Below are 24442 nucleotides of genomic sequence, written 5' to 3' on the forward strand. Positions count from 1 at the left end.
AGCTATGAGTAACAAAAAATTAGTTTTAGGAATTGCTGCCGGAGTAGCAGCCCTTGCGGTAGTAGGAGTTATATGCAAAAGAAAAGGATATCTTGACGGAGCATGTGAAAAAGCTGAGTCGTTAGGTAATGACCTTAAAGACAAATACAACAATGTAAAAGAAAGTGCCCGCAAAAAATTTGATGAAGTGGTGCACAAAGGTGGCGAAATTGCTGACAGACTTAAACACAGAAGCGATGATGCTGCCAAAAATATCGATCCGGCAACAAACTAGCCAGACAAATTATTATTCCATTAAAAACAGAAAGCTGTCCTTTTGGACAGCTTTCATTATTTATATTGATATCTAATTAAAATATATCAGGATCTCCTTTTCCTTCCCTTACAACTACCGGTTCATCTCCTGAAAGGTCTACAATTGTAGAGGCTACATTATCACCATATCCACCATCAATAACGGCATCTACCTGATTTTGCCATTTCTCAAAAATAAGCTCAGGATCGGTTGAGTATTCTAAAATCTCATCCTCGTCATGTATGGAGGTAGAAACTATAGGATTACCCAAAGCTCTTACAATATCCAGCGCTATGTTATTATCAGGCACACGTATACCTACCGTATTCTTCTTTTTAAACTCTTTTGGTAAATTATTATTGCCCGGAAGGATAAATGTATAAGGTCCCGGTAATGATCGTTTCAGTATTTTAAAAGTACTTGTATCAATCTGCTTCACATAATCTGATAGGTTACTCAAATCACTACAAACGAAGGAAAAGTTCGCCTTATCCAGTTTAATACCCTTTATACGGGCAATTCGCTCAAGTGCTTTACTGTTGGTTATATCACAGCCTAATCCGTAAACGGTATCGGTAGGATAAATTATAATTCCCCCATTACGCAATATCTTAACCACTTTTTCTATTTCCCTTTCATTGGGATTTTCAGGGTATATTTTTATGAATTGTGCCATGTTGTAGTCTGTTTTCGGTTTTTGCAAGCTTAAAGTTACGAAAGCTATTTATTATTAGCGTTAATTTAAACGTAAAGCTTTAGCCTATAACATCGAGCTTAGCAAAGCGAAGTAACAGCTTTTTAATTCCTCCTACCTCAAACTTTATTTCAGCCTTTTTATCAGCTCCTACACCTTCAAGGTTAAGTACCTGTCCTTTACCAAAACGTTCGTGCATTACCACGTTACCAATATTAAGCTTACTATCAGGCATTGCAGGTCCTGATGATGCGGGGATCGATCCGCCAGCCATAGGTTTAAGCCTGCGTATTGGCATATCCGGCTTAGGATCATTATCGGTAACCCATTTAGGCGGAATACCACTTTTAGGTTTAGATTGCCTTAGTTTTGATTTATCTACATCACCAAAAACATCGTTATTGATCATTGGTTTATAACGATAGTTCGTTTCTACCGGAGTAAGGTATTCAAGGAAAACACCTGTAATCTCTTCTATAAAGCGCGACGGTTCACTATCAACCAGTTTACCCCAACGGTACCTTGACTGTGCATAAGTAAGGTAAGCCTGATGTTCTGCACGTGTTAGCGCCACATAAAACAGCCTTCGCTCCTCTTCCAGTTCACTACGGGTATTCATACTCATGGCACTTGGAAAAAGATCTTCCTCCATACCTACAATAAATACATGTGGGAACTCAAGTCCTTTTGCAAGGTGAATGGTCATAAGTGCTACCCTGTCATCATCTCCGGTATCTTTATCCATATCGGTAGCCAGAGCAACATCTTCAAGAAATTCAGATAATGCTCCTCTTGCACCGTCTACCTCTTTTTGACCTTCAATAAAGTCTTTAATACCGTTTAGTAACTCTTCTATATTCTCTATACGGGCTATACCTTCAGGTGTTGCATCCTTTTTCAGCTCCTGTATAAGTCCGGTTTTCTTGGTAACATGCTCGGTGAGGTAAAAGGCATCATGACTGTCGTTAATAACCTGAAAGCTTTTTACCATGGTAACAAAATCCTGAATTTTGTTCCTTGTACCCGAATTAAGTCTTAGGTCAATCCTATCGATATTCTCCATTACCTCAAAAATGGAGCGTTTGTAATGGTTTGCCGCTACAGTAAGTTTTTCTATTGTAGTACCGCCTATACCCCTTGCCGGATAGTTAATTACCCTTACAAGAGCTTCTTCATCCTTAGGGTTAATAACAAGCCTTAGGTAAGCCAAAACGTCTTTGATCTCTTTTCTTTGGTAAAAAGAAAGTCCACCATAAATCCTGTACGGGATATCACGTTTCCTTAAAGCGTCCTCAATAGAACGTGACTGTGCATTGGTGCGGTACAGTACAGCAAAGTTTCCGTTAGGAAGCTGGTTCTGCATTTTTTGCTCAAAAATGGTACTCGCTACAAAACGCCCTTCCTCACTATCGGTTAGGCTGCGGTGTACCTTAATTTTTGGTCCGTCCTCATTGGCTGTCCATACAACCTTATCAAGCTTGGTTTTATTTTTATCTATAATGGAGTTAGCCGCTTCCACAATGTTTCGTGACGAACGGTAATTTTGCTCCAGTCGGTACGTTTGTACGTTATCGTAATCCTTTTGGAAGTTAAGGATGTTATTAATATTTGCTCCCCGAAAGGCGTAAATACTCTGTGCATCATCCCCTACAACACAAATATTCTGGAACCTGTCAGACAGTGCTCTTACAATAAGGTACTGCGAGTGATTGGTATCCTGATACTCATCTACCAGTATGTAACGGAAACGATCCTGATATTTCATAAGTACATCAGGAAAACGATTTAGAAGCTCATTTGTACGAAGCAAAAGGTCATCAAAGTCCATTGCTCCGGCCTTAAAGCAACGCTCTACATACTGCTCGTATACCTCACCCATTCTTGGTTTTTTGGACATGGCATCGGCTTCCTGCAATTCAGGATTGTTATAATAAGCCTTAACCGTAATAAGGTTATTCTTGTAGTTGGAAATACGGCTTAATACCTGTTTTGGCTTGTATACATCCTTATCCAGTTGCATTTCCTTAATGATAGACGAAATAAGGCGCACACTATCCTGACTGTCGTAAATACTAAAGTTTGACGGATACCCAAGCTTATCGGCCTCAAAACGGAGTATTTTGGCAAATATAGAGTGGAATGTTCCCATCCAAAGGTTTTTAGCCTCAGAGTTACCCACAATACCCGCAATACGGTTTTTCATTTCACGCGCAGCCTTATTAGTAAAGGTAAGTGCCAAAATATTAAAGGCATCCACCCCCTGACTCATAAGGTAAGCAATACGCAGTGTAAGTACCCTTGTCTTACCCGATCCTGCACCTGCAATTACAATCATAGGTCCGTCTTTTTGCAAAACCGGAGCCCTTTGCGCTTCATTTAACTGGCTTATATACTTTTCAATTTCCGTCATAACTTCCAAAAAAGCAAAAATAGTTATTTTTAGTGGGGAAATAAACCCTAATTATAGTTTCAGTAGTTGTGTTTTGTTAAAAATTATTCACAATAATTTTATCTTACAAAAAGTATTTAATTATTTTCGCCTTTCACAATTTTATATCAACAAACTACGTTAGTCTATTACACCAAACTATTACTAAACATGGATATTACAAAATTTATTGAAATACTGGCATATACGCTACCTTCAATAATAGTAGGACTTGTTGCCTACTATTTTTTTGATGCACAACGCAAAAACGAAGAAAGTCGCCGCCGATACCTTATTCACAAAGAAGCACAAAAAAATGCTATGCCATTACGACTACAGGCATATGAAAGATTAGTACTTTTCCTTGAAAGGATAAATCCTTCAAAACTACTTGTAAGAATTGCTCCGCAATCATCAAACAAACATGATTATGAAGAATATGTAATTGCACAAATTGAGCAGGAATACGAGCATAACCTTACACAACAAATTTATGTTTCTGCCGAAAGTTGGGATATTATCACTACTGCTAAAAATGCTACTATCCAAATGATTCGTAAAACCAACATGAGTGAAAAGGTAGATACTGCAAACAAACTAAGAGAAGTTATACTTACCGATTTGTTTGACACGCAAAGCCCTAGCAGCATAGCTGTAGCTTACCTAAAAAATGAAGTAGCCGAAATGTGGCAATAATGCCAATTTACAATATTTTACAAGGCATCCTGAAAAGGATGCCTTTTTATTTTATATTTGCCAAAAGGTTTTGCTTAACGCAAATTAATAGGGAATCGTGTGGAAATCACGGGCTGTCGCGCAACTGTAAAGTACAAAACAGTTTTATCGTAATAAACCACTGCTATATTTAGCGGGAAGGGCGATAAAATGTACAAGCCAGGAGACCTGCCTTACTAAATAATGACTATGCTTTCGCGGTTAAAGTGATGTCCGGTAATTGTACTCCTTTTTGGACTGTAACTACTGTGTCTTCATTTTATCTCCGTAAAAGCTTAAAAAATATACACGTGCCGGAGAACACACAAAAAACGTATTTTAACTGGAGTAGCGGTAAGGACAGTGCACTTGCTCTTCATTATCTGTTAAATGACAGTAACTATAGTGTAGACTGTCTGCTTACATCTGTAAACTCTCACTATGATCGTGTTAGTATGCATGGATTACGTAAAGAACTCTTGCTACAGCAAATTGAAGCCATAGGGATACTAGGTACGACTATAGAGCTTCCGCTTCAACCTACCAATGAGGAGTATGAAACCATTATGAAAAATAAGGTTCAGGAACTTATAGATGAAGGATACACTACCGCTGCTTTTGGTGATATTTTTTTGGAAGACCTTAAGGTATACAGGGAAAAACAACTGGAACCTTATGGTATAAAAGCAGTTTTCCCTTTATGGAAAAAAGACACTAAAAAACTATTAAAGGAGTTTATAGACCTGGGTTTTAAAACCATAACGGTTTGTGTTAACGGTACAAAACTGGATAAATCATTTGTAGGTCGAATTATAGATCACGATTTTATAAATGAACTACCCGATGATGTTGACCCCTGCGGTGAGAACGGAGAGTTCCATACTTTTTGCTTTGATGCTCCCTACTTTAAAAAACCTGTAGATTTTACCATTGGTGAAACGATTTACAGAGAATATAACAACCACAGTACAAAAACCGGATACTGGTTTTGCGATTTGATTCCACAATAAATAACCATCATAAATATGACATCTGAAGTAAGAATAAAACTATCGGAAACCCGAATCTTTAAAGCGGTTTTTCCAAACACAACAAATCACTATGATACTCTTTTTGGAGGTACCGCCATGCACCTTATGGACGAGGTTGCTTTTATAACAGCTACCCGCTACAGTCGTCAGCGTATGGTAACAGTAAGTAGTGATCGTATTGATTTCAAGAAACCCATTCCTGCAGGTACTATAGTTGAGCTTATTGGTAAGGTTACCTATGTAGGAACTACCAGTCTTAAAGTACGTGTAGAGATTTATGTAGAACAGATGTATGAAAATACAAGGGAAAAAGCAGTAAACGGCGAGTTTACTTTTGTCGCTATAGATGAAAATAAAGTCCCTGTAAAAATACTTTAATTAAAAGGCATCCTTCCATTGGATGCCTTTTTTGTTTATGTTTGTTTTATAAAACATTATGATGAAAAAGATATTTACTGCCTCTCTTATTTTTTTATGCCTTAGTTCGGCTTTTGCCCAAAAAATATATCATAACAAAGGTTTTGGTATTACTATCGAAATACCACAAACCTGGTGGGAAGATAACCGTAACGGATTCCCTGCCGAAATTGAGCTTAGCAAAACCGAACGTAAAAAAATACTGGATGACAGTAACTCGGTTTTCCTTACCCTGTTTTATGATAGGGAAACGATAAAAGAAGGTGGTAATTACATCCCTAAAATGCAGTTTAATGTAGCCAGTAATTATGAAAAAGATTTTAAAGTACTGCTGAAAGCTACCGAGAACAATGTTAAAATACAGAAGAAATTCCAACCTGACTATAAACTGGTTAAAAAACCTAAAGAGGTAAAAATTGCGGGTATTAAAAGTATAGGCTATGTAGCTACCTACTCCATGATGGTAAACGGAAAAACTACAACTATACGCAGTTTTACTTATGTAATACCTTATAACAATTATGTTTTCCATCTTAATTTTACCGATGAGATAAACGGAAAAGACCGCTCTAAAGAGTTTGAAGCAGCAGTAAAGACTATTAAAATAGGATAATTAACAGATGACAGATGAACTCTATAGTAAACAGATTACAAGTAGGAAAGATTTTGTTGAGTTTTTAAAACTTCTGCATAAATACTACGCCTCAAAACCGGAAGATTGGGAGAATAACACCCTCGAATCTTTTTTGGAAGCACTGTCTGCTTACGCTGATGATATACCTAAGTATTATAAAAACACTAAACAGGACAGAAGCCCCGAGACTGCAGACTGGCAGGTATTTGCAGACATGCTAAAAGGTGCTATTGTTTACGAATGACCTCTTTAACCAATTGTTTTTGTTATATTTATAAAAACAAAAACAACTATGAAGAAAGCCTTACCGCTATTATTACTTTTTATTTGTACTACAGTATTTTCACAAAAAACTGATATCGTTATACTGGGAACAGACCATTTTAGCCAGATATATAAGGAAGATAATCCTAATACTGATATCAAATCTGATAAAAGAAAAACTGAAATAAATGAAGTGATTGATTTAATTGGCAAGTACAAACCTGACTGCATCATGGTTGAGGAGCTTCCGGAAAATCAACCTGAAATAGACAGTATGTATAATCTTTATGTAAAAGGGATTTTAAACACTTCCAGCAGAAGAGAGATTTTTAATATCGCTTTTCCTATTGCAAAAAAACATAGCCTAAAAAAAGTATACTGTGTTAATGCTCCCGGAGGAACTTCACAAAGCCTCTTAGATAATGGAGATAATATTGAGTTGTATAAAAACGAAACTCTGGAGCTTCGGGAAATAGTAATGGCAAAATACAAGGCTATTAATAATGGTACGCTCTCTTTTAAAGATTATCTCACTTTTCTAAACCAGCCTGACACCTACAACAAAGTCTACCATTTGAAATACATAACCCCTGCAAGGGTTAGAAACGGTATTTTTAACGGCACTGATGAAATGATCGATTCGGCCTTTGTTAATACAAAATATATAGGTGCAGAGTTAACTTCTGTATGGAAAAACAGGGATTATAAAATTTATTCCAATATTGTTACTACACAATTAAAGGAAAAATCTAAACGTATTTTACTTCTTATAGGTGTAGGTCATGTAGGCTCACTTAAAAGTATTTTCAGGGATGATCCCGAATATAACCTTATAGAAGCAAATACAATTTTAAAATAATTATTCGGCTAAAAGTAATTCCAGCCTTTGTCTTTCATTCTCCTTAAGTTCAGGCATTATATTGGTAAATGCCTCCCTGTAGCCTTCTTCTTTAAGTAGCTTTCGTATATTATCACGTCCAAACTTAGCAAACTGCCATTTGTGATGCTTAGTGGCTCTGGCAAGATTTATAAGTACAATATCATCCTGCTTACCTATATAAATTAAATTAGACAATGCATTTTGACGTATACTGCTTTCATACTTAGGAGAAGCATAATTCTGCAGCTCGGTATAATATTGCTCTTTTTTATCAGCTCTGTAGTCTTTAGTGGTGTAAGCCAGGGTAAGCCATAGTATCCTTAAATTCTTATCGTTAAATCCAACCCAGGTATCAGACATATCAAGAAACTCCCCTATCCTGTCTGGGAAACGCATACTTAACACATTAAGAGCAATCTCCCTTGTTACATACGACTCATCCTGCATAAGTGATTTGTATTCTTCAAAAAACGCATCAGGAATAGTAACAACCGTACGGGCAACCGCCTGCCTTATTTTTATATTATCCGTTTTCATGGCAGTACGTACTATATCTGCTTTATCTTCAAATGGTACTTCTGCAAGCTGGAACAATATTTCTTCTTTTAGAGGCCAAAATGCATCCGAATTCATTACCTGTGTGTACATTTCCTTACCTTCCTTAAACGATTGGCTTTGCAGGTTGCCTATAGCAAAATACTGCTGTATAAATTTGTTTTTATTAAGTAACTCAATTGCTTCACCAACTTCAAATTTCGGGTTTTCAAGCCAACGCTTTTTAAATGATTCGGTATCATAGTCAGACACCTTATTTATCTCTGCCAGAAAATCTTCGGTGCTTACATTCTTAAAAGCATACTTTTCTAAATAAGCTTTAACGGCTTTTCTAAAAGCATCATGCCCTACCCCTTCTCTTAATACATGTAGTGCCCAAGCTCCTTTTTGGTAATAACTCAGGGCACTAGCCTTTTCGTTAAGTATAGGTATGTTGTCGGTTTGTGATGCCTGTTGTAGCCTTTCAGCCATTTGGTACAACTCGTAGTAAAAATGATCTTCCCCATACAGTTCCTGTTCAGCAAGCAGAGCATAGTAAGTCGCAAAACCTTCCTGTAACCAATGGTGTTCACCCGACTTTGCTGTAATCAAATCGCCAAACCACTGATGTGCCAGCTCGTGGGCATTTACATTTACATAAGTTCGGTCGTTAAAACCAATGTTGTCCACCACATAATCCTGTGAGAATATCGTAGAAGTTGTGTTTTCCATACCGGCATATAAAAAGTCGAGCACCGGTATTTGCCTGTAAATTCCCCAGGCATAGTTCACTCCTATTTCCTTTTCAAAAAAATCGAATATTTGTTTGCTATAACGATAGGTAGGTTCAAATTTATCCCTGTCTTCCGGACGGTAATAAAACTCTAACGGCGTACCTGAGGCCGACATCTGCTGTTGTTTTTCAAACCTTCCTATAGCCATCATTAACAGGTAGCTACTCATAGGGTTTTGCATTTCGTAATTCCACTTTTGCAAGTTGCCATCAGGCGACTTTCCTTTTAACTCACCATTAGCTAGTACTTCAAACCCGTCCTGAAATCCTACCGAAAGGTTAAACACCACCTTTTCATTCATGTCATCAAAGCTAGGTAACCAGTGACTGGTATACTTACCCTGCCCCTGTGTCCATATTTGCAGTCCGTCGCCTTCGCCTACAAAGTAAAGCGTTTGTTTGGGCTGTGCCGTATAATCAAACTCCAGTATGTTTTTTCCTTTTTTATAGCCTTTGTATAGCTTTAAGGCATGTGGAGCATCTACAAAACCTGCTTTCTTACCGTTTATGGTAACATTAGTATAATCCATATCATGGGCATCAATGGTAATGGTATCGGTTTTTTCAAGCAAATCAAATGTATACTTCACCTTACCCATAATCTTTTTATGGGGTACATCAAAAGTAAGATAGGCATTAAGGGTTTTAAAATCAGCTTTTTTGTATTGCTGGGCAAAGCCCGAAAGGCTTAGTAAAAGTATAGTGGCAGAAATGTAGTTTTTCATGGAAAATCAAAGTATTTATACAAAACTAATAAATGCATACATATATTACACTTTAATTTTATCGAATAAGTTTTATCTTCGTGACTCAAACCTTACAATTAAAAATGAAAAAAAGCCTTATAGTCTTACTAATACTTTTTTCAATACAACCTTTGTTTAGCCAAAAAAACATTTCTTTTGATAAAAATGTACAGGCAACAGCAAAGAAGCTTATTATTAGCCGATATTCACTGGAAGACAGTATACCAAAATTTGCAGGAAAAAGAGATACCAGAAGAGTTGCGGATATAATTAAAAAAGATACTATATCAGTATTTGTGATTGATTATGCATATACTCAGGAGGGGTTATTATTAGAGTTTACAAAAGGTAAAATAACTCCTAAATATTATCACTGGAATGATGGAGGGGGCTATGTAACTATTAAAGATTTTGATTCATATGAACTTACACTAAACAATAGTTCTTTTGGTTGGGGAGAAACCATTACCGGTAAGTTTAAGGGTACAGTTAACAAAATGAACTTTACCAACCAAACCAAAAATTTTAAAATAGATATTGAAGGAGATTTCACTCATATTATGGAGGACACTCCTCATAAAGAAGAAAGAATTTATGAAGCCATACAAAAAAGGAAATACTGTGAAACAGGTTTTTATACAACAATAAACAAATACCATACAGATAAATATAAACTTCCTAAATACAAATACTTAAACCAACCGGAGGAAGTTAGTATTTATTACCTTAAAAAATTTGAAAATAATATATTTAAAGGTGTCATTATGGAACAAACCGATGATACCGAATTAAAAGCTAAGTTTTTACTTAAAAATGAATATCTTGATAACTGGCCAAATATCAATAAAGGTGGTTATGTGTATGTAGTAAACAATAAACTTTTAGCTTATTGCTCTTATGAGAACCTAATGGAAAACGGACTTTTTATCACCGTAAAAACAAAAGATAAAGCCGAAAAACTTGCTATCTATAAAGAGATAGTTGATAGCTTAAAATAAACAGAATACAAGCCAAAATGAATAACCTATTAGAAACTCCTATAGAATACCTTAAAGGCGTAGGCCCTGCCCGTGGTGAGCTGTTACGGAAGGAGTTGGGCATTCATAAATATGGCGACCTGCTTAACCTTTATCCTAACCGTTATATAGACCGTACCCGGTATTACCGTATTAACGAACTGCAAAACAGTAACTCTGAAGTACAGATTGTAGGGAAAGTAATCAACATAAAAACGGTTGAACAAAAACGCGGAAAACGCCTTGTTGCTACTTTTGTGGATAACACCGGGCAAATGGAACTGGTATGGTTTCAGGGACAAAAATGGATAAGGGAAAACGTTAAGATAAATGTGCCTTATGTAATTTTTGGTAAGGTTACTTCGTTTAACGGAGTTTTCAATATGGCACACCCAGAAATGGAACTGCTTAGCGAACACGAAAAAAGCCTGCGCAGTGCCATGCAGCCTATTTACCCAAGTACCGAAAAACTTACGCAACGCGGTATAACAAATAAAGTGGTAAACAAAATAATGCAACAGCTGTTTATAGAAACACAGGCATTGTTTAAGGAAACACTACCGGCATGGCTTTTAAAGGAAATTAAACTAATTCCTAAAAATGCAGCACTTTTTAATGTACACTTCCCTAAAAGTCAGGAAATACTGGCTCAGGCACAATTCAGGCTTAAGTTTGAAGAACTGTTTTTTATTCAGCTACAGCTCATTACAAAAAATTTACTGCGTAAACACAAAATAAAAGGACATCCCTTTGACAAGGTAGGCGAAATGTTTAATGGTTTTTACCAAAATCACCTTCCTTTTGAGCTTACCAATGCCCAAAAACGCGTACTAAAGGAAATTAGGTACGATATGGGGCATCCGGCACAAATGAACCGCCTGTTACAGGGAGATGTAGGATCGGGTAAAACCATTGTAGCGCTAATGAGTATGCTATTGGCTCTTGATAACGGTTTTCAGGCCTGCCTTATGGCACCTACCGAGATTTTGGCCAATCAACATTTTATAGGCTTATCAGAACTGGCAGCGCCTTTAAATATTAATATCAAAATCCTTACAGGGTCTACCAAAACGGCCGAAAGAAGGATTATTCACGAAGAACTCGAAAACGGTACATTACACATTATAATAGGCACCCATGCCTTACTGGAAGATAAGGTTCAGTTTAAAAACCTTGGACTTGCCATCATTGATGAGCAGCACCGCTTTGGTGTAGAACAACGCTCCAAGCTCTGGAAAAAGAATGAAATTCCGCCACATATACTGGTAATGACCGCCACTCCTATTCCGCGCACGCTTGCCATGAGCCTGTATGGTGATTTGGATATTTCCGTTATAGATGAACTGCCTCCAGGGCGTAAGCCTATTAAAACAGTACACCGTTATGACAGTAACCGACTGAAAGTTTGGGCTTTTCTGAAAGAAGAAATTGCCAAGGGCAGACAGGTTTATATTGTTTATCCGTTAATTCAGGAAAGTGAAAAAATGGATTATAAGGATCTGATGGACGGTTACGAAAGTATTTCGCGCGATTTCCCCCTACCGCAGTACAGTGTTAGTATAGTACACGGACAGATGAAACCTGCTGAAAAGGATAGCGAAATGGATCGCTTCGCCAAAGGGAAAACTAATATTATGGTGGCTACCACTGTGATTGAAGTTGGTGTAAATGTACCCAATGCCAGTGTTATGGTCATTGAGAGTGCCGAACGTTTTGGGCTTTCCCAGCTCCATCAATTACGTGGACGCGTAGGTCGTGGCGCCGAACAGAGTTACTGTATAATGATGACAGGCAGCAAATTAAGTAACGACAGTAAAGTACGTATGGATACTATGGTACGTACTAATGACGGATTTGAAATTGCAGAAGTTGACCTTAAACTGCGTGGACCAGGAGATATAATGGGTACACAGCAAAGCGGTGTGCTTAACCTACAGATAGCCGACTTAGTAAAAGACCGTGAAATACTCCAAATGGCAAGGCATTATGCCATAAAACTGCTTAAGGATGATGCAAACCTTAATAAACCGGAACATGCCGCACTAAGAACAGCCTTTATAGAAATGAATAAAAAGAAGAATATCTGGAATTATATATCTTAGTCTAAACAGAGAAAAAGTCTAACACTATAAAAATAAAAACCTTACTAATTAGTATTAGATAAGGTTTTTAATCGTTTTATAATTAAGTTGTTTAAAGTCGATGATAACCTTATTCGCTAAAGATGTATCCTGCCCCATAGAATGTTCACCTTTGTAGCCAATACAAAATACTCCCGCGCCTGTTGCTGCTTTTATACCGTTTGTACTGTCTTCAATAATAATACATTCCTCTTTTGGAAAACCGGTTTGTTTAACCGCTTCAACAAATATGGCTGGGTTAGGTTTTGATTGCTCAAAATCCTCACCGCTTATTTTAGTTTTAAAATACTGATGTAGGTCAAACCTTGTAAATACAGCCTCTATTTTTCTTTTAGCAGCCGATGAAGCCAATACTAAAGTCATACCGTTATTATATAAATCAATAATAAGGTCTTTTACTCCCGGTATAAGTTCCAGTTCTTCACTGGTATCAAAAGCATCAAAGTAGTATTTATAACTTTCTTCCAGCAATACTTCCTCACTTTGTTCCAGGTTAAACCTGCTACGTAACTTTTGTATTATATTCTTATCAGAATTCCCTATAAAATCAGAGTATATCTCATCAGTAACCTCAATACCAAGTTCCTTATAAAACTTTTGGTTAGCCTCCAGTCCTACGGGTTCGGTATTAACCACTACCCCATCCATATCAAATATTACAGCATTTACCATTATTTAATATCCCTTACTTTTAGGAAATCAAGCTCATTGAAATGGGCAATAATCTTATCAGCCTCTTCAAGCTCCTGTAATTTTGAATTTTCACTTTGGTACCCTACACAAAATATACCGGCACCTTTTGCAGCTTTAATTCCATTTGTACTGTCTTCAATAACAATACATGCTTCTTTTGGAGCAACAGATAATGATGCTGCATGTTCAAATATAGCCGGATGCGGTTTCGATTTAGGAAAATCTTCTCCGCTCACTATATGTGTAAAATACTGATGAAGCCCAAAACGGTTAAACACCCTCTCTATAGTTACCTTAGAGGCAGATGAAGCCAGTATAAGCTGGATACCGTTCCCATGTAAATCCACTATAAGTTCTCTAACACCCGGTAACAAATCAAGGTCTTCCTTTACATCAAAAGCATCATTAAATAGTGATCTTTTGGTTTGTACCAAATGCTCTACCTCATGTTCAAGATCAAAAGTATCTTTAAGTTTTTGGTAAACGTTTTTAGTAGAATTCCCTGTAAATGAAGCATACATTTCGTGTGTAACTTCAATATTAAGGTGTTTAAAATGCTGGTAGTAGGCAAAATGATGTACGGGTTCAGTATCAACAATAACCCCGTCCATATCAAATATAACGGTCTTTATCATAGTCAGAATTAAAGCCGCAAAATTACAACATACTATTGTAAGCTAAAAGTTTTAAGACATTAAGATGTAGTTAAATTGACCCTTTAACACGGGAAAACATTATAATAAACGTTTTCGTAGTTTTTTTTATAAGTCGGTTTTAAACCTTTTGCAGTAACTTTAGTCTTAAATATAAATCAGTACCTTAAAAGAATTGCAGGACGAAAAGGCATTCATAGCACAATTGCTTGACCCAAAAACGCAAAACGATGCGTTTAGACAGCTTGTATCTCAATACAGCAGGCCATTGTACAGCCATATCCGTAATATAGTACTGAATCATGATGATGCCGATGATGTTTTGCAAAACACATTTATTAAAGTATTTAGGAACCTTAGTAATTTTAAGGGCGAAAGCAAGTTGTTTTCCTGGATATACCGCATAGCCACAAACGAATCGCTTACCTTTATTAGTCAAAAAGCTAAAAAAGCCGGAGTAAGTAATGAGGAAATATTAGAGAAACAGGCTCAGGAAATACATGCCGACAATTATTTTAGCGGAGACGAAATACAACAAAAACTCCAACAGGCCATTACTACATTACCCGACAAGCAACAACTGGTTTTTAAAATGCGTTACTTTGAAGATATAAGCTACGAAGAAATGTCGGAAATACTGGATACATCAGTAGGAGCTTTAAAGGCTTCTTACCATCATGCCAGTAAAAAAATTGAAAATTATTTTAACACTCATTAAACCTTTTGTAAATTATTCAGTCTTAAACATATGAAACCATTTAATTTAGATAAAGAACCAAAAATAAAATCGGGATTTACCACACCCGACAGCTATTTTGACGACTTTACCGAAAAGATGATGCAGCAGCTTCCTGAACAGGAAGTTAAAGTTGTACCTATTTACAGGAGAATGTCGGTTTGGATATCATCTGTAGCTGCAGTGTTGGTTATCGCTCTTGGTGTTTCTGTATTTTTAAAAATGAATACCACAAGTGAGCCCGATGCTACCACTATTGAGAACTATCTGGTTTATCAGGCAGATATAATGCCTAATGATTTTATTCAGGGACTGGACGAGGATGCTATAGAGTCTCTGGAGGCATCTATAGCAATTAGCGATGAAGCTATAGAGAACTACTTAACCAACGAAGATTACGATATTTATCTAAACGAATAGCACTATGAAAGCAAAATTATTACTAACATTATTATTAAGTTTCTCACTAAGTGTTTTTTCACAAACGCATAAGGAGAAAAGAGACCAGATTAAAGCTTTAAAGGTGTCGTTTCTAACTACAGAACTAAAGCTTACAAGTCAGGAATCGGCTAAATTCTGGCCTATATATAATGCTTATGAAGAAAAAGAATTTGACATAAGACATGATAAAATGCGCTCTATTATCAAAAAAATAGAAAGCGCCGGAGAATCATTATCTGAGAAAGATGCAAGTAATTATCTAAGTCAGTTTCAGGAAGCCGAAAAAGAACTTGTAGATCTGAAAGGTAAAATGATTACCGACTTAAAACCTGTTATAGGGTCTGTCAAATTGCTGAAACTGCAAAAGGCTGAGTTTGACTTTAAAAGAAAATTACTTTCAAAATACAAAGATATACATAACAAAGAGTAGTTTAATTAGGTTATTTTGTTACTAAAATCAGCAGGCAACTTTTCCATTACCCTGCTGATTTTTTTTTATTTTAAAGTCAGCCGTACAATCCTGTTCTGCCCTGCAGCTATAATGGTTTTAACATCTTTAAATCGTAGTGTATGCAGGTCGGTATCATCAAGTATCTTTTTCCAGGTTGCTCCTCTGTCAAATGAATAAAACATACCTGTTGCTCCGCAGGCTACCAGTTCATACCCTTCACTGTTCGGCATAAACTGTACGCATGAGGCATACCCAAAACCTGAACCATCGGCTATTTTTTTCCATTTTCGCCCGCCTTTAGTAGTAATTATTTTATTACCTATATTCATTTCGGCTTTAGTATAATCCCCTCCTACTGCAAAACCTATTTTCTCATTATAAAAATCGGCAGAATATATTCCTTCCGTTGGTGTACCCTGTACAATAGGTGTTTTATATACCTTCCACGATTCCCCCATATCATCAGAATAGAACACTCTTGATTTCTTTCCTCCGGAAACAATCCATGCTTTTTCACCTTTTACAATAATATTAGTATTACTGGCTGCAAAAGCCGCTTCACCTTCTTCAACTTCGGGTAAATCATCACAGGAAACTTTTTTCCATGAATTACCACCATCCCTTGTTATAATAACCGAAAGGCAGCCACCTGTAGGATCGCCCATGGCAATTCCATTATTATTATCAAAAAACTGCATACTGTCATAAAATACCTTTTCACCTTCTTCAGTATAAACTACAGTATTCGTTTTATTCACTTTGTCAATTTTATAGAGCTTTGCGGGTGTAGCGACGTTGAGTATAAATACATTGTTATCAGTTTGTGCTATAGCCCTAAATTCAGGTAATGAGTCATCAAAAGCAATAACTCCGTTAAAGTCCTTCTCTCCTGTTAGTGAAGCATAGCCGTACTTACCCCTGCTACCGGAATACCAAACTTTATCATTATCAATAGCTATGGCACGTATGCTTATACTATCGGTAAGTAATGTATCAACATTTACAGTAGTAAAAGAAGCTTTAAAATCCTTTTTTTCTTCTTTACAGGACAGTATAGCAATAGCAAATATAAGTAGTAGGCTTTTTCTCATCTTTAAAATTTTGAAGTCCTAAATTAGTAAATTTACAATAGTCAGCTTATCAAAGTCTGATATTTATATTTAAGGTAGATTTATTTATAATATGCATTTCATCAGGCAATATTTGCATTATAACTATTGCGCGAAACGAATTGTTAAAATTTTAAATTTTGTGATTATATTGGGTTACCAACCATAAACCAAACACAAATGAAAAAACTTATCTTGACCATGGGATTCCTGTGTCTCATCAGTTCGGGATATAGCCAAAGCCTTCAGCTTCCTGTTATTGAGCCTGTAACTCTTGAGTCCCTTCCGGCTGCGGTATCTAAAAGCATTGAACTGAAAGATTTTGAAAAAGCGGCACTACAGGCTTCTGACTTTATTATCTCCTCTCCTATTGATGATCTTAACAACGAAGAAGTTAAAGCCAGTAAAGGTTATTTACTGGGATGGATGCAGGACAGTCCTGATTTTAATTTTGCTGCAGATCACACCATAGCCATATTTGAAGATAATAATCTCCTAATGTGGACTTATATGGCCTGTATGGCAAAATTTACAATAGAAAACAAAGACCAGTCAGGCAATCTCGATTTTATTAAACTGGGAACCTGGGAACTGGTAGCAGGATATATAGACAATCCCGGCAATAATGTCCCAAGGACAGACAAGCTCAATCAGCTTTGTGATGCTTACAGAAGTAAGCAGCTTAGTTCTTTCCTTGAAAACCAATAAACAAAAAGAGCAGGTTATACCTGCTCTTTTTTCTCTTCCTTACTGTCAAACATATGCATCCATATCATTCGTGACAGCCTGAAATTAAACATACTCAGCGCTACAGCCATAAAAGCTATTAATGCGAGCATGCCACCAAAGCCTTCTATAAAAAAATGAGCTATTACATATACCGCAATCATTTCGGCTACGGTAAGTCCATAACTCACGTACATTGCACCATAAAAAAAGCCTGGCTCTCTTTCAAATTTATGATCACAAACAGGACAGTGATCGTTCATTTTTGGCAAGCGAAATAAAAACAGGTTTCCTTTGCTTTTAAACACTTTACCCTCTCCGCATTTCGGACATTTTTCCTCTATTATATCGTTGAATTTAGACATCTTGTTTTTTATTTCAAATTTACAACAGGTAGTAAAAACGGGCAATAGCTTATTTACGCAATAATTTGTACTTTTAGGACATTGTTTTAAAATATGAAAAAAACAGCCATACTTGATATTAATCAGTTCCAGCAAACCGGACTGGAAGATTTTTATGTAAACACACTGGAAGACCACCTTATTACCAGCCATAAGGATATTGCCCTCCCGCACAAACATAACTTCTATCTGGCTATACTTTTTACGCATGGATCCGGTATTCATGAAATAGATTTTACGGTTTATGATGTTAAACCGGGTAGTCTGTTTTTCCTTAACCCGGGGCAAACACACCACTGGGAACTTTCGGCAGACACTAAAGGTTATATTTTTTTCCATACACAGGCTTTTTACAATTTATACTATACACAAAACCAAATAAACAACTTCCCCTTTTTTTACAGCATGCACAGTTCTCCCTGTATTTATCTTAAAGATGAAGAATTAGAGGATGTTACGTTATTATTTAAACGAATACTAAAAGAAAACGGCAAGGATGAGATTTTAAAAAAACACCGCATAATAAACTTAGTTCAATATGTATATATAGAATGTACCCGTATTTATGCCCGTCAAAACCCCGTAGCAGCCTTGGATACCCACAATAGTTATTACAGCAAATTCCTCAAATTGGAAGAGTTGGTAAACCAATACTTTATTTCAGAAAAATCGCCCGCAACCTATGCCGAAATGATGCATATAACTCCAAAACACCTTAATCGTATAACACAGGCTGTAGCCGGTAAAACAACATCAGACATTATTACTGACAGGGTTTTATTGGAAGCTAAAAAAGAACTTATATTACAACAGGATAATTTTGCCGGAATATCAGAAAGGCTGGGCTATGATGATTATGCTTATTTTTCACGCCTGTTTAAAAAGAAAACAGGAGAAACCCCTAGTGAATTTTTAAAGAGGTATAATAAAGTGTAACATATCTGAATACAAAATATCTCCCAAAAAATAATACCTTTGCAGCTTCAATTCACAAAAATGAGATTACACAGAAATTTAGTGTTTACGGTTATTGATTCCCTTAACTTTATTTTTAATGAGGGAGAATATGCCGATAAGGTTGTGGCAAAGGCTTTAAAGAAAGACAAACGTTGGGGAAGCCACGACAGGAAGTTTGTTGCCGAAACGATATATGAAATTGTGCGCTGGAAACGCCTGTATGCTGAAATTGCCGAAGTTAAGGAGCCTTATAACAGGGATAACCTATGGAGAATATTTGCCGTATGGGCAGTACTTCGTGGTTATAACCTGCCAGACTGGAAATACTTTGAGGAAACTCCGGTACGTCGTATTAAAGGCCGTTTTGATGAACTTTCTAAAATAAGGAAGTTCCGTGAGTCTATTCCGGATTGGATGGATGAACTTGGTGTTAAGGAACTTGGTGAAAAGAAATGGGAAAAAGAACTTGCCGCACAAAACGAGCAGGCAAAAGTTATACTTCGTGTTAACACCCTTAAAACAACAAAAGAACAGCTTCGTGCCATTTTAATGGACAGCAATATAGAAACCGAATTCCTTAAAGAGTACCCTGATGCCCTTGTACTAACTGAACGTGCAAACGTATTCCTTACTCAGGCATTTAAAGACGGACTTTTTGAGGTTCAGGATGCATCGTCACAGCTTGTAGCACGTTTTCTTGATGTGGCTCCGGGTATGCGTGTAGTTGATACCTGTGCCGGTGCCGGTGGTAAAACCCTGCACATGGCTTCTATAATGGAGAACAAAGGTCAGCTTATAGCTATGGATATTTACGAGAGTAAATTAAAACAACTTAAGCTACGTGCTAAGCGTAACAGCGTTTTCAATATTGACTATCGTGTTATTGAAAGCACCAAGGTTATCAAAAAATTACACGAAAAAGCCGATAGGGTACTTATTGATGCTCCTTGTAGCGGACTTGGAGTTTTAAAACGTAACCCTGACAGTAAATGGAAACTGCAACCTGAGTTTATTGATAATATCAAAAATACTCAAAGAGAAGTACTGGAAAACTACTCTAAAATGGTTAAACCGGGTGGTAAGCTTGTTTATGCTACCTGTTCAGTACTACCATCTGAAAATGAGGAACAGGTAAAACATTTCCTTACTACAGATATTGGTAAACAGTTTACTTTTGTAAAAGACAATAAAGTTCTGGCATCAGACTCAGGTTTCGACGGATTCTATATGGCGCTTATGGAACGTAAAAAATAAATTAAAGCCTCCCAATCGGGAGGTTTTTTATTTCTGTAAATTTGGAGTAACACTAAAAAGTTTAGGTTTTGAAAAGATATAAGCCTTCAAAAGCTATCGTATAAGAATTTTGAAAATTAATTTTTATTATGTTTGTTTCAAACCATGCCGTTATGAAACAAACATTTTTCTTTTTAGCCCTTTTTATCACCCAGTTACTAGTAGCTCAGGATAATAATATCTCTGTCATTTCAGTTGAAAAAGCTAACATTGTTTACAGGGGTATACAAAACCCTATTAAGATCGCTGTACCGGGAGCCAAATCGTACAAGGTTACTGCCCTTGCAGGATTAACTAAAAAAGACTCTTTGGGGAATTATTATTTAAATGTTAATGGTGTACAGGGAAAAATAGTTAAAATAAACATTGAGGCTACCTTTGAAAACGACAGTATAATTAATGAATTCAAAGAGTTTGAAGTAAGGGATATCCCTCGTCCACGAGCGAATATATTAAGTAGTTATAATAAAGAAACCTATGAAATGACCTTATCTCAATTAAAAAAACTAAATATCAATATTGTTATAGATTATATGTTTTTCACATGGGATAAAAACTACAGTAAAGTAATGTCGTTTGTAATTAAAACAGAAGGATATGAAGACATATGGATTGAAGGTAATTCAATGACCTCTAAAGCATATTCAGCTCTTAAAAATATTAGGCCGGGTACTGAATTATTTATTCATCATGTAAGGCAATATAATCCTAACAATTACTGTCTCCGTTCTGTTGATCCTATAAAAATAATTGAAGAAGCAGACTATAACATTCCAATCCCTGAAGTTTCAACTAAATATGGTAATACTATAGTTTACAGAGGTATTAAAGATAGTTTAGAGATATCAGTACCCAATGCAAAATCGTTTAAGGTAAAAGGAAAAGGACTAAAAATGCTACCCGACAGCATTTATGTAATAGATACCCGTAAAATAAAAAAGGACAGAACCTATTTGGAGTTTGAAATAGTAAATCAAAATGACTCTATAATCCATACAAAACAACTACTATATATAAAAGACAGAGATATAACACCTAAAAAAATTACTGTAAACGGAAAAGGCTGTAGCAACTGCATTCTAAAAATTACATTACAGGAGTTAAAAGATGCCGTTATAGATATAACGGAAAATGATGAGCAAAGCTCTTTAACTCAATACCAGGTTTTGGCGTGTAATATTAAGCTACCCGATGGTAATAATATAGATCTAAACAACGATATAATAACAGATATTGCTTTTGAGCAACTCTCAACCCTTCCGGAAAACTCAATTATTGAGATTGAAGTATATCATTCTCTTTTTAGGTATCCCCTCAACCTTTCACCATTAAAAATAATGATTGTTAGTGCTAATTAAGTCTAATAAAATTCCAAAACTAACAATTTTACTATTGTTTGTTATAAGCATTTTATCATATCAACAAATTTTCATCTACATCGTTATAGTATCATCAATTTAATTACCTTTGGGCGCTTTTGTATAAGTCGCAATAATTATATTTTTGTATTACTATGAATGAATGTATTTCAGTTTTCGATATGCTTAAAATCGGCGTGGGTCCTTCAAGTTCACATACTTTGGGTCCGTGGCGCGGTGCAGAGCGCTTTCTTGAAGAATTGCGTGAAGAGGGCATTTTTGAAAAAACAAACCGCGTTAAGGTAGACCTGTATGGTTCACTTTCCCTTACCGGAAAAGGACACGCAACAGATCTTGCCGTGATGCTTGGTCTTAGCGGCGCCGATCCTGAATATGTTCCTGTAGAGAGTATACAAACTACTATTGACGATATTAACTTTCAAAAACAACTTATATTAGGCGGACTGAATGTTATACCGTTTAACCCTGAAAACGATATTGTTTTCAACAGGGATTTCCTTCCTTTCCATGCTAACGGTTTTGTTTTCACTGCTTATTATGATGGTGGTGAATATGAGTCTACCTTCTACTCTATTGGTGGCGGATTTGTCGTTAAGGAAGAAAGAATAAACGCGAAAGAAAATGCGGTTATTAAATGTGCTTTTCCTTTCCCTACTGATAATGCGGCTGATTTATTGAGATATACTCAAACAGAAAACAAAAGCATTTCTGAAATTGTATATGAGAACGAAAAATCAATTCGCAGTGAAGAAGAAATTCACAGCGAACTGATGCGTGTTTGGAATACCATGCTGGAGTGTATGTACACAGGCTGCCATACCGAAGGAATATTACCGGGTGGTTTAAATGTAAGGCGCAGGGCGTTTGATATGCACAAAAACCTTATTGGCGAACTACCATATAACAGTCCGCAGGAATGGTTAGAGGTTATCCGAAAAACAGAAGTAAAATTCCGTCAGATATTAAAATGGGTTAGCTGTTTTGCCTTAGCTGTAAATGAGGTTAATGCTTCATTAGGTCGTGTGGTAACAGCCCCTACAAACGGTAGTGCAGGAGTTATACCTGCAGTACTTATGTACTATATGGTTATTGAAAACCACGATGCAAACGAAGAACATATAAAACAATTCCTTATAGTAGCAGGTGAAGTAGGCAGTATCTTTAAGAAAGGTGCCACTATATCTGCTGCAATGGGTGGTTGCCAAGCAGAAATCGGTGTATCATCAGCAATGGCTGCTGCTGCTTTATGTGAGGTTATGGGCGGTTCTCCGGAACAATGCCTTATTGCTGCCGAAATCGCAATGGAACACCACCTTGGTATGACCTGTGACCCTATTGGCGGACTGGTACAAATACCTTGTATTGAGCGCAATACTATGGGAGCTATTAAAGCCATTAATGCTGCCGAACTGGCATTAGAAACCGATCCTAAAAATGCTAAAGTACCATTAGACAAAGTGGTAAACACCATGTGGCAAACAGCACAGGACATGAATAATAAATACAAAGAAACATCGGAAGGCGGACTTGCAGTTACCGTTAACAATGCCGACTGTTAATCCTTATCATAGCATAAAAAAAGCCCTGTAGTAATTATACAGGGCTTTTTTTATGCTTTTTCACGGGTATCAATTATGTATACAATTTTCCATATCCCTTTATCATTATATAGCTGAAAAGAATTTACTCCTTTATGGCTCAACTTTCCGTCAACATAAAATTCATAAGGTGTCCAAACATGAGCCATAGCTCCGTCAAACTGAATTTTATATTCCAACAGTTTTTCCTGTATCTCTAATTCTTTTGGCACGGCTGCAATAGCTGCAAAAAATTTAGGAGCTTGATCTGTAGTAAGCTTCACCTCCCCTTTTTCATTTCGGCTAATAGACTGAAGCATAAGCCCTGAATCACAAACCGACTGTATTTTTTCAACATCTTTATTATGCAACCCCTCAAAAAAGGTATCTATAGACTGCTGTATCTCCTTATTTTGTGCAAATACCCCCTGCATACTCAGAAGTAAAGCCAATAAAACCAATTTTCTCATGATTAATACTATTTACGTAGTAGTAAATATATTGTTTTATTATTAAACAACTGTTCAATAAAAGCAGTATATCTTACTCAGTGTTACCACAATTTAGTAAATTTACCGTCCTAAAAATTCAGATTATGTCTACAGCAAAAAAAGATTATAAAAGAATAACCACAAGGTCACTTATAGAAATGAAAGCAAACGGAGAGAAAATCTCCATGCTAACAGGTTACGATTATACTATGGCAACCATTACCGATGGTGCCGGTATTGATGTTATACTTGTGGGTGATTCAGCATCTAACGTTATGGCAGGTCACGAAACCACTCTTCCTATCACACTGGATCAAATGATTTATCATGCATCGTCGGTAGTAAGAGGTGTTAAAAGAGCACTTGTAGTGGTAGACCTTCCTTTTGGTAGTTACCAGTCAGACTCAAAAGAGGCCTTACGTTCTGCCATAAGGATTATGAAAGAAAGCGGTGCTCACGCTGTTAAGCTTGAAGGTGGTAGCGAGATAAAAGATTCTATCAAAAAGATACTTAATGCCGGTATTCCAATTATGGGGCACCTTGGATTAACACCACAATCTATTTATAAGTTTGGTACTTATACCGTTCGTGCAAAGGAAGATGCCGAAGCCCAAAAACTTATTGACGATGCCAAGCTATTGGAAAAACTGGGTTGTTTTGCATTAGTACTTGAAAAAATCCCTGCTCAGCTTGCCAAAAAGGTAGCTGAAAGTATTTCTATTCCGGTAATTGGTATTGGTGCCGGTGGTGATGTAGACGGACAGGTACTTGTAATACACGATATGCTGGGAATGAACAATGAATTCAGTCCGCGTTTTTTAAGGAGATACATGGATCTGCACGAAGGTATGACCAATGCTATTTCACAATATGTTAGCGATGTAAAATCACAGGACTTCCCTAACGAAAACGAGCAATACTAATTTAGATTATTCGATATTTAGA

General features: G+C 36.5%; 26 protein-coding genes and 1 riboswitch. Of the genes, 18 read left to right on the forward strand and 8 right to left on the reverse strand.

Features of this window, described 5'->3' with window-relative positions; all coding sequences use genetic code 11:
• Nucleotides 1-4 precede the first annotated feature (4 nt).
• A complete protein-coding gene (locus V3Z67_RS02040; RefSeq protein WP_330441750.1) occupies nucleotides 5-274 on the forward strand; it encodes a hypothetical protein in 270 nt (89 codons plus the stop codon).
• 76 nt (nucleotides 275-350) lie between these two features.
• Here the strand turns inward: V3Z67_RS02040 and V3Z67_RS02045 are convergent, their stop codons facing one another.
• The gene (locus V3Z67_RS02045) at nucleotides 351-971 is read right to left on the reverse strand and encodes an L-threonylcarbamoyladenylate synthase (RefSeq protein WP_330441751.1); all 621 of its coding nucleotides are present in this window, start codon (nucleotides 969-971) and stop codon (nucleotides 351-353) included.
• Between the two features lie 79 nt (nucleotides 972-1050).
• Nucleotides 1051-3399 (reverse strand): ATP-dependent helicase, encoded by a 2349-nt coding sequence (locus V3Z67_RS02050; protein WP_330441752.1) that lies wholly within the window; start codon nucleotides 3397-3399, stop codon nucleotides 1051-1053.
• A gap of 189 nt (nucleotides 3400-3588) precedes the next feature.
• On the opposite strand from V3Z67_RS02050, the gene V3Z67_RS02055 reads away from it, so the two are divergent.
• The 6 genes from V3Z67_RS02055 (at nucleotide 3589) to V3Z67_RS02080 (ending at nucleotide 7336) form a co-directional block, all read left to right on the forward strand.
• Nucleotides 3589-4113: a DUF7935 family protein gene (locus V3Z67_RS02055; RefSeq protein ID WP_330441753.1), complete on the forward strand. Its 525-nt coding sequence runs from the start codon at nucleotides 3589-3591 to the stop codon at nucleotides 4111-4113.
• A 48-nt stretch (nucleotides 4114-4161) separates the two neighbouring features.
• A riboswitch (cobalamin riboswitch) is annotated at nucleotides 4162-4342 on the forward strand.
• Between the two features lie 100 nt (nucleotides 4343-4442).
• Complete coding sequence (locus V3Z67_RS02060) at nucleotides 4443-5141, forward strand: ATP-binding protein (RefSeq protein ID WP_330441754.1); 699 nt, start codon at nucleotides 4443-4445, stop codon at nucleotides 5139-5141.
• A gap of 15 nt (nucleotides 5142-5156) precedes the next feature.
• Nucleotides 5157-5540, forward strand: coding sequence for an acyl-CoA thioesterase (locus tag V3Z67_RS02065; protein ID WP_157481508.1), 384 nt, complete (start codon nucleotides 5157-5159; stop codon nucleotides 5538-5540).
• Nucleotides 5541-5598: 58 nt separating this feature from the next.
• Complete coding sequence (locus tag V3Z67_RS02070) at nucleotides 5599-6192, forward strand: hypothetical protein (RefSeq protein ID WP_330441755.1); 594 nt, start codon at nucleotides 5599-5601, stop codon at nucleotides 6190-6192.
• A 7-nt stretch (nucleotides 6193-6199) separates the two neighbouring features.
• The gene (locus V3Z67_RS02075; protein ID WP_330441756.1) at nucleotides 6200-6457 is read left to right on the forward strand and encodes a DUF7660 family protein; all 258 of its coding nucleotides are present in this window, start codon (nucleotides 6200-6202) and stop codon (nucleotides 6455-6457) included.
• 48 nt (nucleotides 6458-6505) lie between these two features.
• Nucleotides 6506-7336: a DUF5694 domain-containing protein gene (locus V3Z67_RS02080; protein WP_330441757.1), complete on the forward strand. Its 831-nt coding sequence runs from the start codon at nucleotides 6506-6508 to the stop codon at nucleotides 7334-7336.
• Here V3Z67_RS02080 and V3Z67_RS02085 read toward each other — a convergent pair whose 3' ends face one another.
• Nucleotides 7337-9409: a M1 family metallopeptidase gene (locus V3Z67_RS02085; protein WP_330441758.1), complete on the reverse strand. Its 2073-nt coding sequence runs from the start codon at nucleotides 9407-9409 to the stop codon at nucleotides 7337-7339. It abuts the gene before it with no gap.
• 104 nt (nucleotides 9410-9513) lie between these two features.
• Between V3Z67_RS02085 and V3Z67_RS02090 the strand changes: the two genes are divergently transcribed.
• Nucleotides 9514-10428: a hypothetical protein gene (locus tag V3Z67_RS02090; RefSeq protein ID WP_330441759.1), complete on the forward strand. Its 915-nt coding sequence runs from the start codon at nucleotides 9514-9516 to the stop codon at nucleotides 10426-10428.
• Nucleotides 10429-10445: 17 nt separating this feature from the next.
• Entirely contained in the window at nucleotides 10446-12548 is a 2103-nt protein-coding gene (gene recG, locus V3Z67_RS02095; protein WP_330441760.1) for an ATP-dependent DNA helicase RecG, read from the forward strand.
• 54 nt (nucleotides 12549-12602) lie between these two features.
• Here recG and V3Z67_RS02100 read toward each other — a convergent pair whose 3' ends face one another.
• Both V3Z67_RS02100 and V3Z67_RS02105 read right to left on the reverse strand, forming a co-directional pair.
• Nucleotides 12603-13259, reverse strand: a complete 657-nt coding sequence (locus V3Z67_RS02100) for an HAD family hydrolase (protein ID WP_330441761.1) — start codon at nucleotides 13257-13259, stop codon at nucleotides 12603-12605.
• Nucleotides 13259-13915 carry an HAD family hydrolase gene (locus tag V3Z67_RS02105; protein ID WP_157481517.1) on the reverse strand — a complete coding sequence of 219 codons (657 nt, stop codon included), beginning with the start codon at nucleotides 13913-13915 and terminating at the stop codon, nucleotides 13259-13261. Before V3Z67_RS02105 ends, V3Z67_RS02100 begins: the two co-directional genes overlap by 1 nt.
• Nucleotides 13916-14108: 193 nt before the next feature.
• Between V3Z67_RS02105 and V3Z67_RS02110 the strand changes: the two genes are divergently transcribed.
• Genes V3Z67_RS02110 through V3Z67_RS02120 form a run of 3 tightly spaced genes read left to right on the forward strand, consistent with a single transcriptional unit; the run spans nucleotide 14109 to nucleotide 15540 of the window.
• Entirely contained in the window at nucleotides 14109-14651 is a 543-nt protein-coding gene (locus tag V3Z67_RS02110; protein WP_330441762.1) for an RNA polymerase sigma factor, read from the forward strand.
• Nucleotides 14652-14681: 30 nt separating this feature from the next.
• Nucleotides 14682-15089 (forward strand): hypothetical protein, encoded by a 408-nt coding sequence (locus V3Z67_RS02115; RefSeq protein ID WP_330441763.1) that lies wholly within the window; start codon nucleotides 14682-14684, stop codon nucleotides 15087-15089.
• Between the two features lie 4 nt (nucleotides 15090-15093).
• Nucleotides 15094-15540: a sensor of ECF-type sigma factor gene (locus tag V3Z67_RS02120; protein WP_330441764.1), complete on the forward strand. Its 447-nt coding sequence runs from the start codon at nucleotides 15094-15096 to the stop codon at nucleotides 15538-15540.
• 65 nt (nucleotides 15541-15605) lie between these two features.
• On the opposite strand, the gene V3Z67_RS02125 is transcribed toward V3Z67_RS02120, so the two are convergent.
• Nucleotides 15606-16652, reverse strand: a complete 1047-nt coding sequence (locus tag V3Z67_RS02125) for a WD40/YVTN/BNR-like repeat-containing protein (protein WP_330441765.1) — start codon at nucleotides 16650-16652, stop codon at nucleotides 15606-15608.
• 198 nt (nucleotides 16653-16850) lie between these two features.
• On the opposite strand from V3Z67_RS02125, the gene V3Z67_RS02130 reads away from it, so the two are divergent.
• Nucleotides 16851-17378, forward strand: a complete 528-nt coding sequence (locus V3Z67_RS02130; RefSeq protein ID WP_330441766.1) for a hypothetical protein — start codon at nucleotides 16851-16853, stop codon at nucleotides 17376-17378.
• 14 nt (nucleotides 17379-17392) lie between these two features.
• Here V3Z67_RS02130 and V3Z67_RS02135 read toward each other — a convergent pair whose 3' ends face one another.
• Nucleotides 17393-17761: a DUF983 domain-containing protein gene (locus V3Z67_RS02135; protein WP_035131150.1), complete on the reverse strand. Its 369-nt coding sequence runs from the start codon at nucleotides 17759-17761 to the stop codon at nucleotides 17393-17395.
• A gap of 93 nt (nucleotides 17762-17854) precedes the next feature.
• Between V3Z67_RS02135 and V3Z67_RS02140 the strand changes: the two genes are divergently transcribed.
• The 4 genes from V3Z67_RS02140 to V3Z67_RS02155 all read left to right on the forward strand — a co-directional run bounded on the left by V3Z67_RS02140 (nucleotide 17855) and on the right by V3Z67_RS02155 (nucleotide 22988).
• Nucleotides 17855-18736, forward strand: a complete 882-nt coding sequence (locus V3Z67_RS02140; RefSeq protein ID WP_330441767.1) for an AraC family transcriptional regulator — start codon at nucleotides 17855-17857, stop codon at nucleotides 18734-18736.
• 60 nt (nucleotides 18737-18796) lie between these two features.
• Complete coding sequence (locus V3Z67_RS02145; RefSeq protein ID WP_330441768.1) at nucleotides 18797-20011, forward strand: RsmB/NOP family class I SAM-dependent RNA methyltransferase; 1215 nt, start codon at nucleotides 18797-18799, stop codon at nucleotides 20009-20011.
• A 152-nt stretch (nucleotides 20012-20163) separates the two neighbouring features.
• Nucleotides 20164-21408, forward strand: a complete 1245-nt coding sequence (locus tag V3Z67_RS02150; RefSeq protein ID WP_330441769.1) for a hypothetical protein — start codon at nucleotides 20164-20166, stop codon at nucleotides 21406-21408.
• Nucleotides 21409-21563: 155 nt separating this feature from the next.
• A complete protein-coding gene (locus V3Z67_RS02155) occupies nucleotides 21564-22988 on the forward strand; it encodes an L-serine ammonia-lyase (RefSeq protein ID WP_330441770.1) in 1425 nt (474 codons plus the stop codon).
• A 50-nt stretch (nucleotides 22989-23038) separates the two neighbouring features.
• Here the strand turns inward: V3Z67_RS02155 and V3Z67_RS02160 are convergent, their stop codons facing one another.
• On the reverse strand, nucleotides 23039-23476 hold the full coding sequence (locus V3Z67_RS02160) for a nuclear transport factor 2 family protein (protein ID WP_330441771.1): 438 nt from the start codon (nucleotides 23474-23476) through the stop codon (nucleotides 23039-23041).
• A gap of 125 nt (nucleotides 23477-23601) precedes the next feature.
• Here V3Z67_RS02160 and panB point away from each other — a divergent pair, with 125 nt between their 5' ends.
• Complete coding sequence (gene panB, locus V3Z67_RS02165) at nucleotides 23602-24420, forward strand: 3-methyl-2-oxobutanoate hydroxymethyltransferase (RefSeq protein ID WP_330441772.1); 819 nt, start codon at nucleotides 23602-23604, stop codon at nucleotides 24418-24420.
• Nucleotides 24421-24442: the final 22 nt, after the last annotated feature.

This window comes from Flavobacterium sp. C4GT6, assembly GCF_036347315.1.
In the GTDB taxonomy this organism is placed as follows: domain Bacteria; phylum Bacteroidota; class Bacteroidia; order Flavobacteriales; family Flavobacteriaceae; genus Flavobacterium.

Coding starts and splice junctions, on each gene's coding strand:
- V3Z67_RS02040 (WP_330441750.1), top strand. CDS start 5: ATGAGTAACAAAAAATTAGTTTTAGGAATTGCTGCCGGAGTAGCAGCC.
- V3Z67_RS02045 (WP_330441751.1), bottom strand. CDS start 971: ATGGCACAATTCATAAAAATATACCCTGAAAATCCCAATGAAAGGGAA.
- V3Z67_RS02050 (WP_330441752.1), bottom strand. CDS start 3,399: ATGACGGAAATTGAAAAGTATATAAGCCAGTTAAATGAAGCGCAAAGG.
- V3Z67_RS02055 (WP_330441753.1), top strand. CDS start 3,589: ATGGATATTACAAAATTTATTGAAATACTGGCATATACGCTACCTTCA.
- V3Z67_RS02065 (WP_157481508.1), top strand. CDS start 5,157: ATGACATCTGAAGTAAGAATAAAACTATCGGAAACCCGAATCTTTAAA.
- V3Z67_RS02070 (WP_330441755.1), top strand. CDS start 5,599: ATGATGAAAAAGATATTTACTGCCTCTCTTATTTTTTTATGCCTTAGT.
- V3Z67_RS02075 (WP_330441756.1), top strand. CDS start 6,200: ATGACAGATGAACTCTATAGTAAACAGATTACAAGTAGGAAAGATTTT.
- V3Z67_RS02080 (WP_330441757.1), top strand. CDS start 6,506: ATGAAGAAAGCCTTACCGCTATTATTACTTTTTATTTGTACTACAGTA.
- V3Z67_RS02085 (WP_330441758.1), bottom strand. CDS start 9,409: ATGAAAAACTACATTTCTGCCACTATACTTTTACTAAGCCTTTCGGGC.
- V3Z67_RS02090 (WP_330441759.1), top strand. CDS start 9,514: ATGAAAAAAAGCCTTATAGTCTTACTAATACTTTTTTCAATACAACCT.
- recG (WP_330441760.1), top strand. CDS start 10,446: ATGAATAACCTATTAGAAACTCCTATAGAATACCTTAAAGGCGTAGGC.
- V3Z67_RS02100 (WP_330441761.1), bottom strand. CDS start 13,259: ATGGTAAATGCTGTAATATTTGATATGGATGGGGTAGTGGTTAATACC.
- V3Z67_RS02105 (WP_157481517.1), bottom strand. CDS start 13,915: ATGATAAAGACCGTTATATTTGATATGGACGGGGTTATTGTTGATACT.
- V3Z67_RS02115 (WP_330441763.1), top strand. CDS start 14,682: ATGAAACCATTTAATTTAGATAAAGAACCAAAAATAAAATCGGGATTT.
- V3Z67_RS02120 (WP_330441764.1), top strand. CDS start 15,094: ATGAAAGCAAAATTATTACTAACATTATTATTAAGTTTCTCACTAAGT.
- V3Z67_RS02125 (WP_330441765.1), bottom strand. CDS start 16,652: ATGAGAAAAAGCCTACTACTTATATTTGCTATTGCTATACTGTCCTGT.
- V3Z67_RS02130 (WP_330441766.1), top strand. CDS start 16,851: ATGAAAAAACTTATCTTGACCATGGGATTCCTGTGTCTCATCAGTTCG.
- V3Z67_RS02135 (WP_035131150.1), bottom strand. CDS start 17,761: ATGTCTAAATTCAACGATATAATAGAGGAAAAATGTCCGAAATGCGGA.
- V3Z67_RS02140 (WP_330441767.1), top strand. CDS start 17,855: ATGAAAAAAACAGCCATACTTGATATTAATCAGTTCCAGCAAACCGGA.
- V3Z67_RS02145 (WP_330441768.1), top strand. CDS start 18,797: ATGAGATTACACAGAAATTTAGTGTTTACGGTTATTGATTCCCTTAAC.
- V3Z67_RS02150 (WP_330441769.1), top strand. CDS start 20,164: ATGAAACAAACATTTTTCTTTTTAGCCCTTTTTATCACCCAGTTACTA.
- V3Z67_RS02155 (WP_330441770.1), top strand. CDS start 21,564: ATGAATGAATGTATTTCAGTTTTCGATATGCTTAAAATCGGCGTGGGT.
- V3Z67_RS02160 (WP_330441771.1), bottom strand. CDS start 23,476: ATGAGAAAATTGGTTTTATTGGCTTTACTTCTGAGTATGCAGGGGGTA.
- panB (WP_330441772.1), top strand. CDS start 23,602: ATGTCTACAGCAAAAAAAGATTATAAAAGAATAACCACAAGGTCACTT.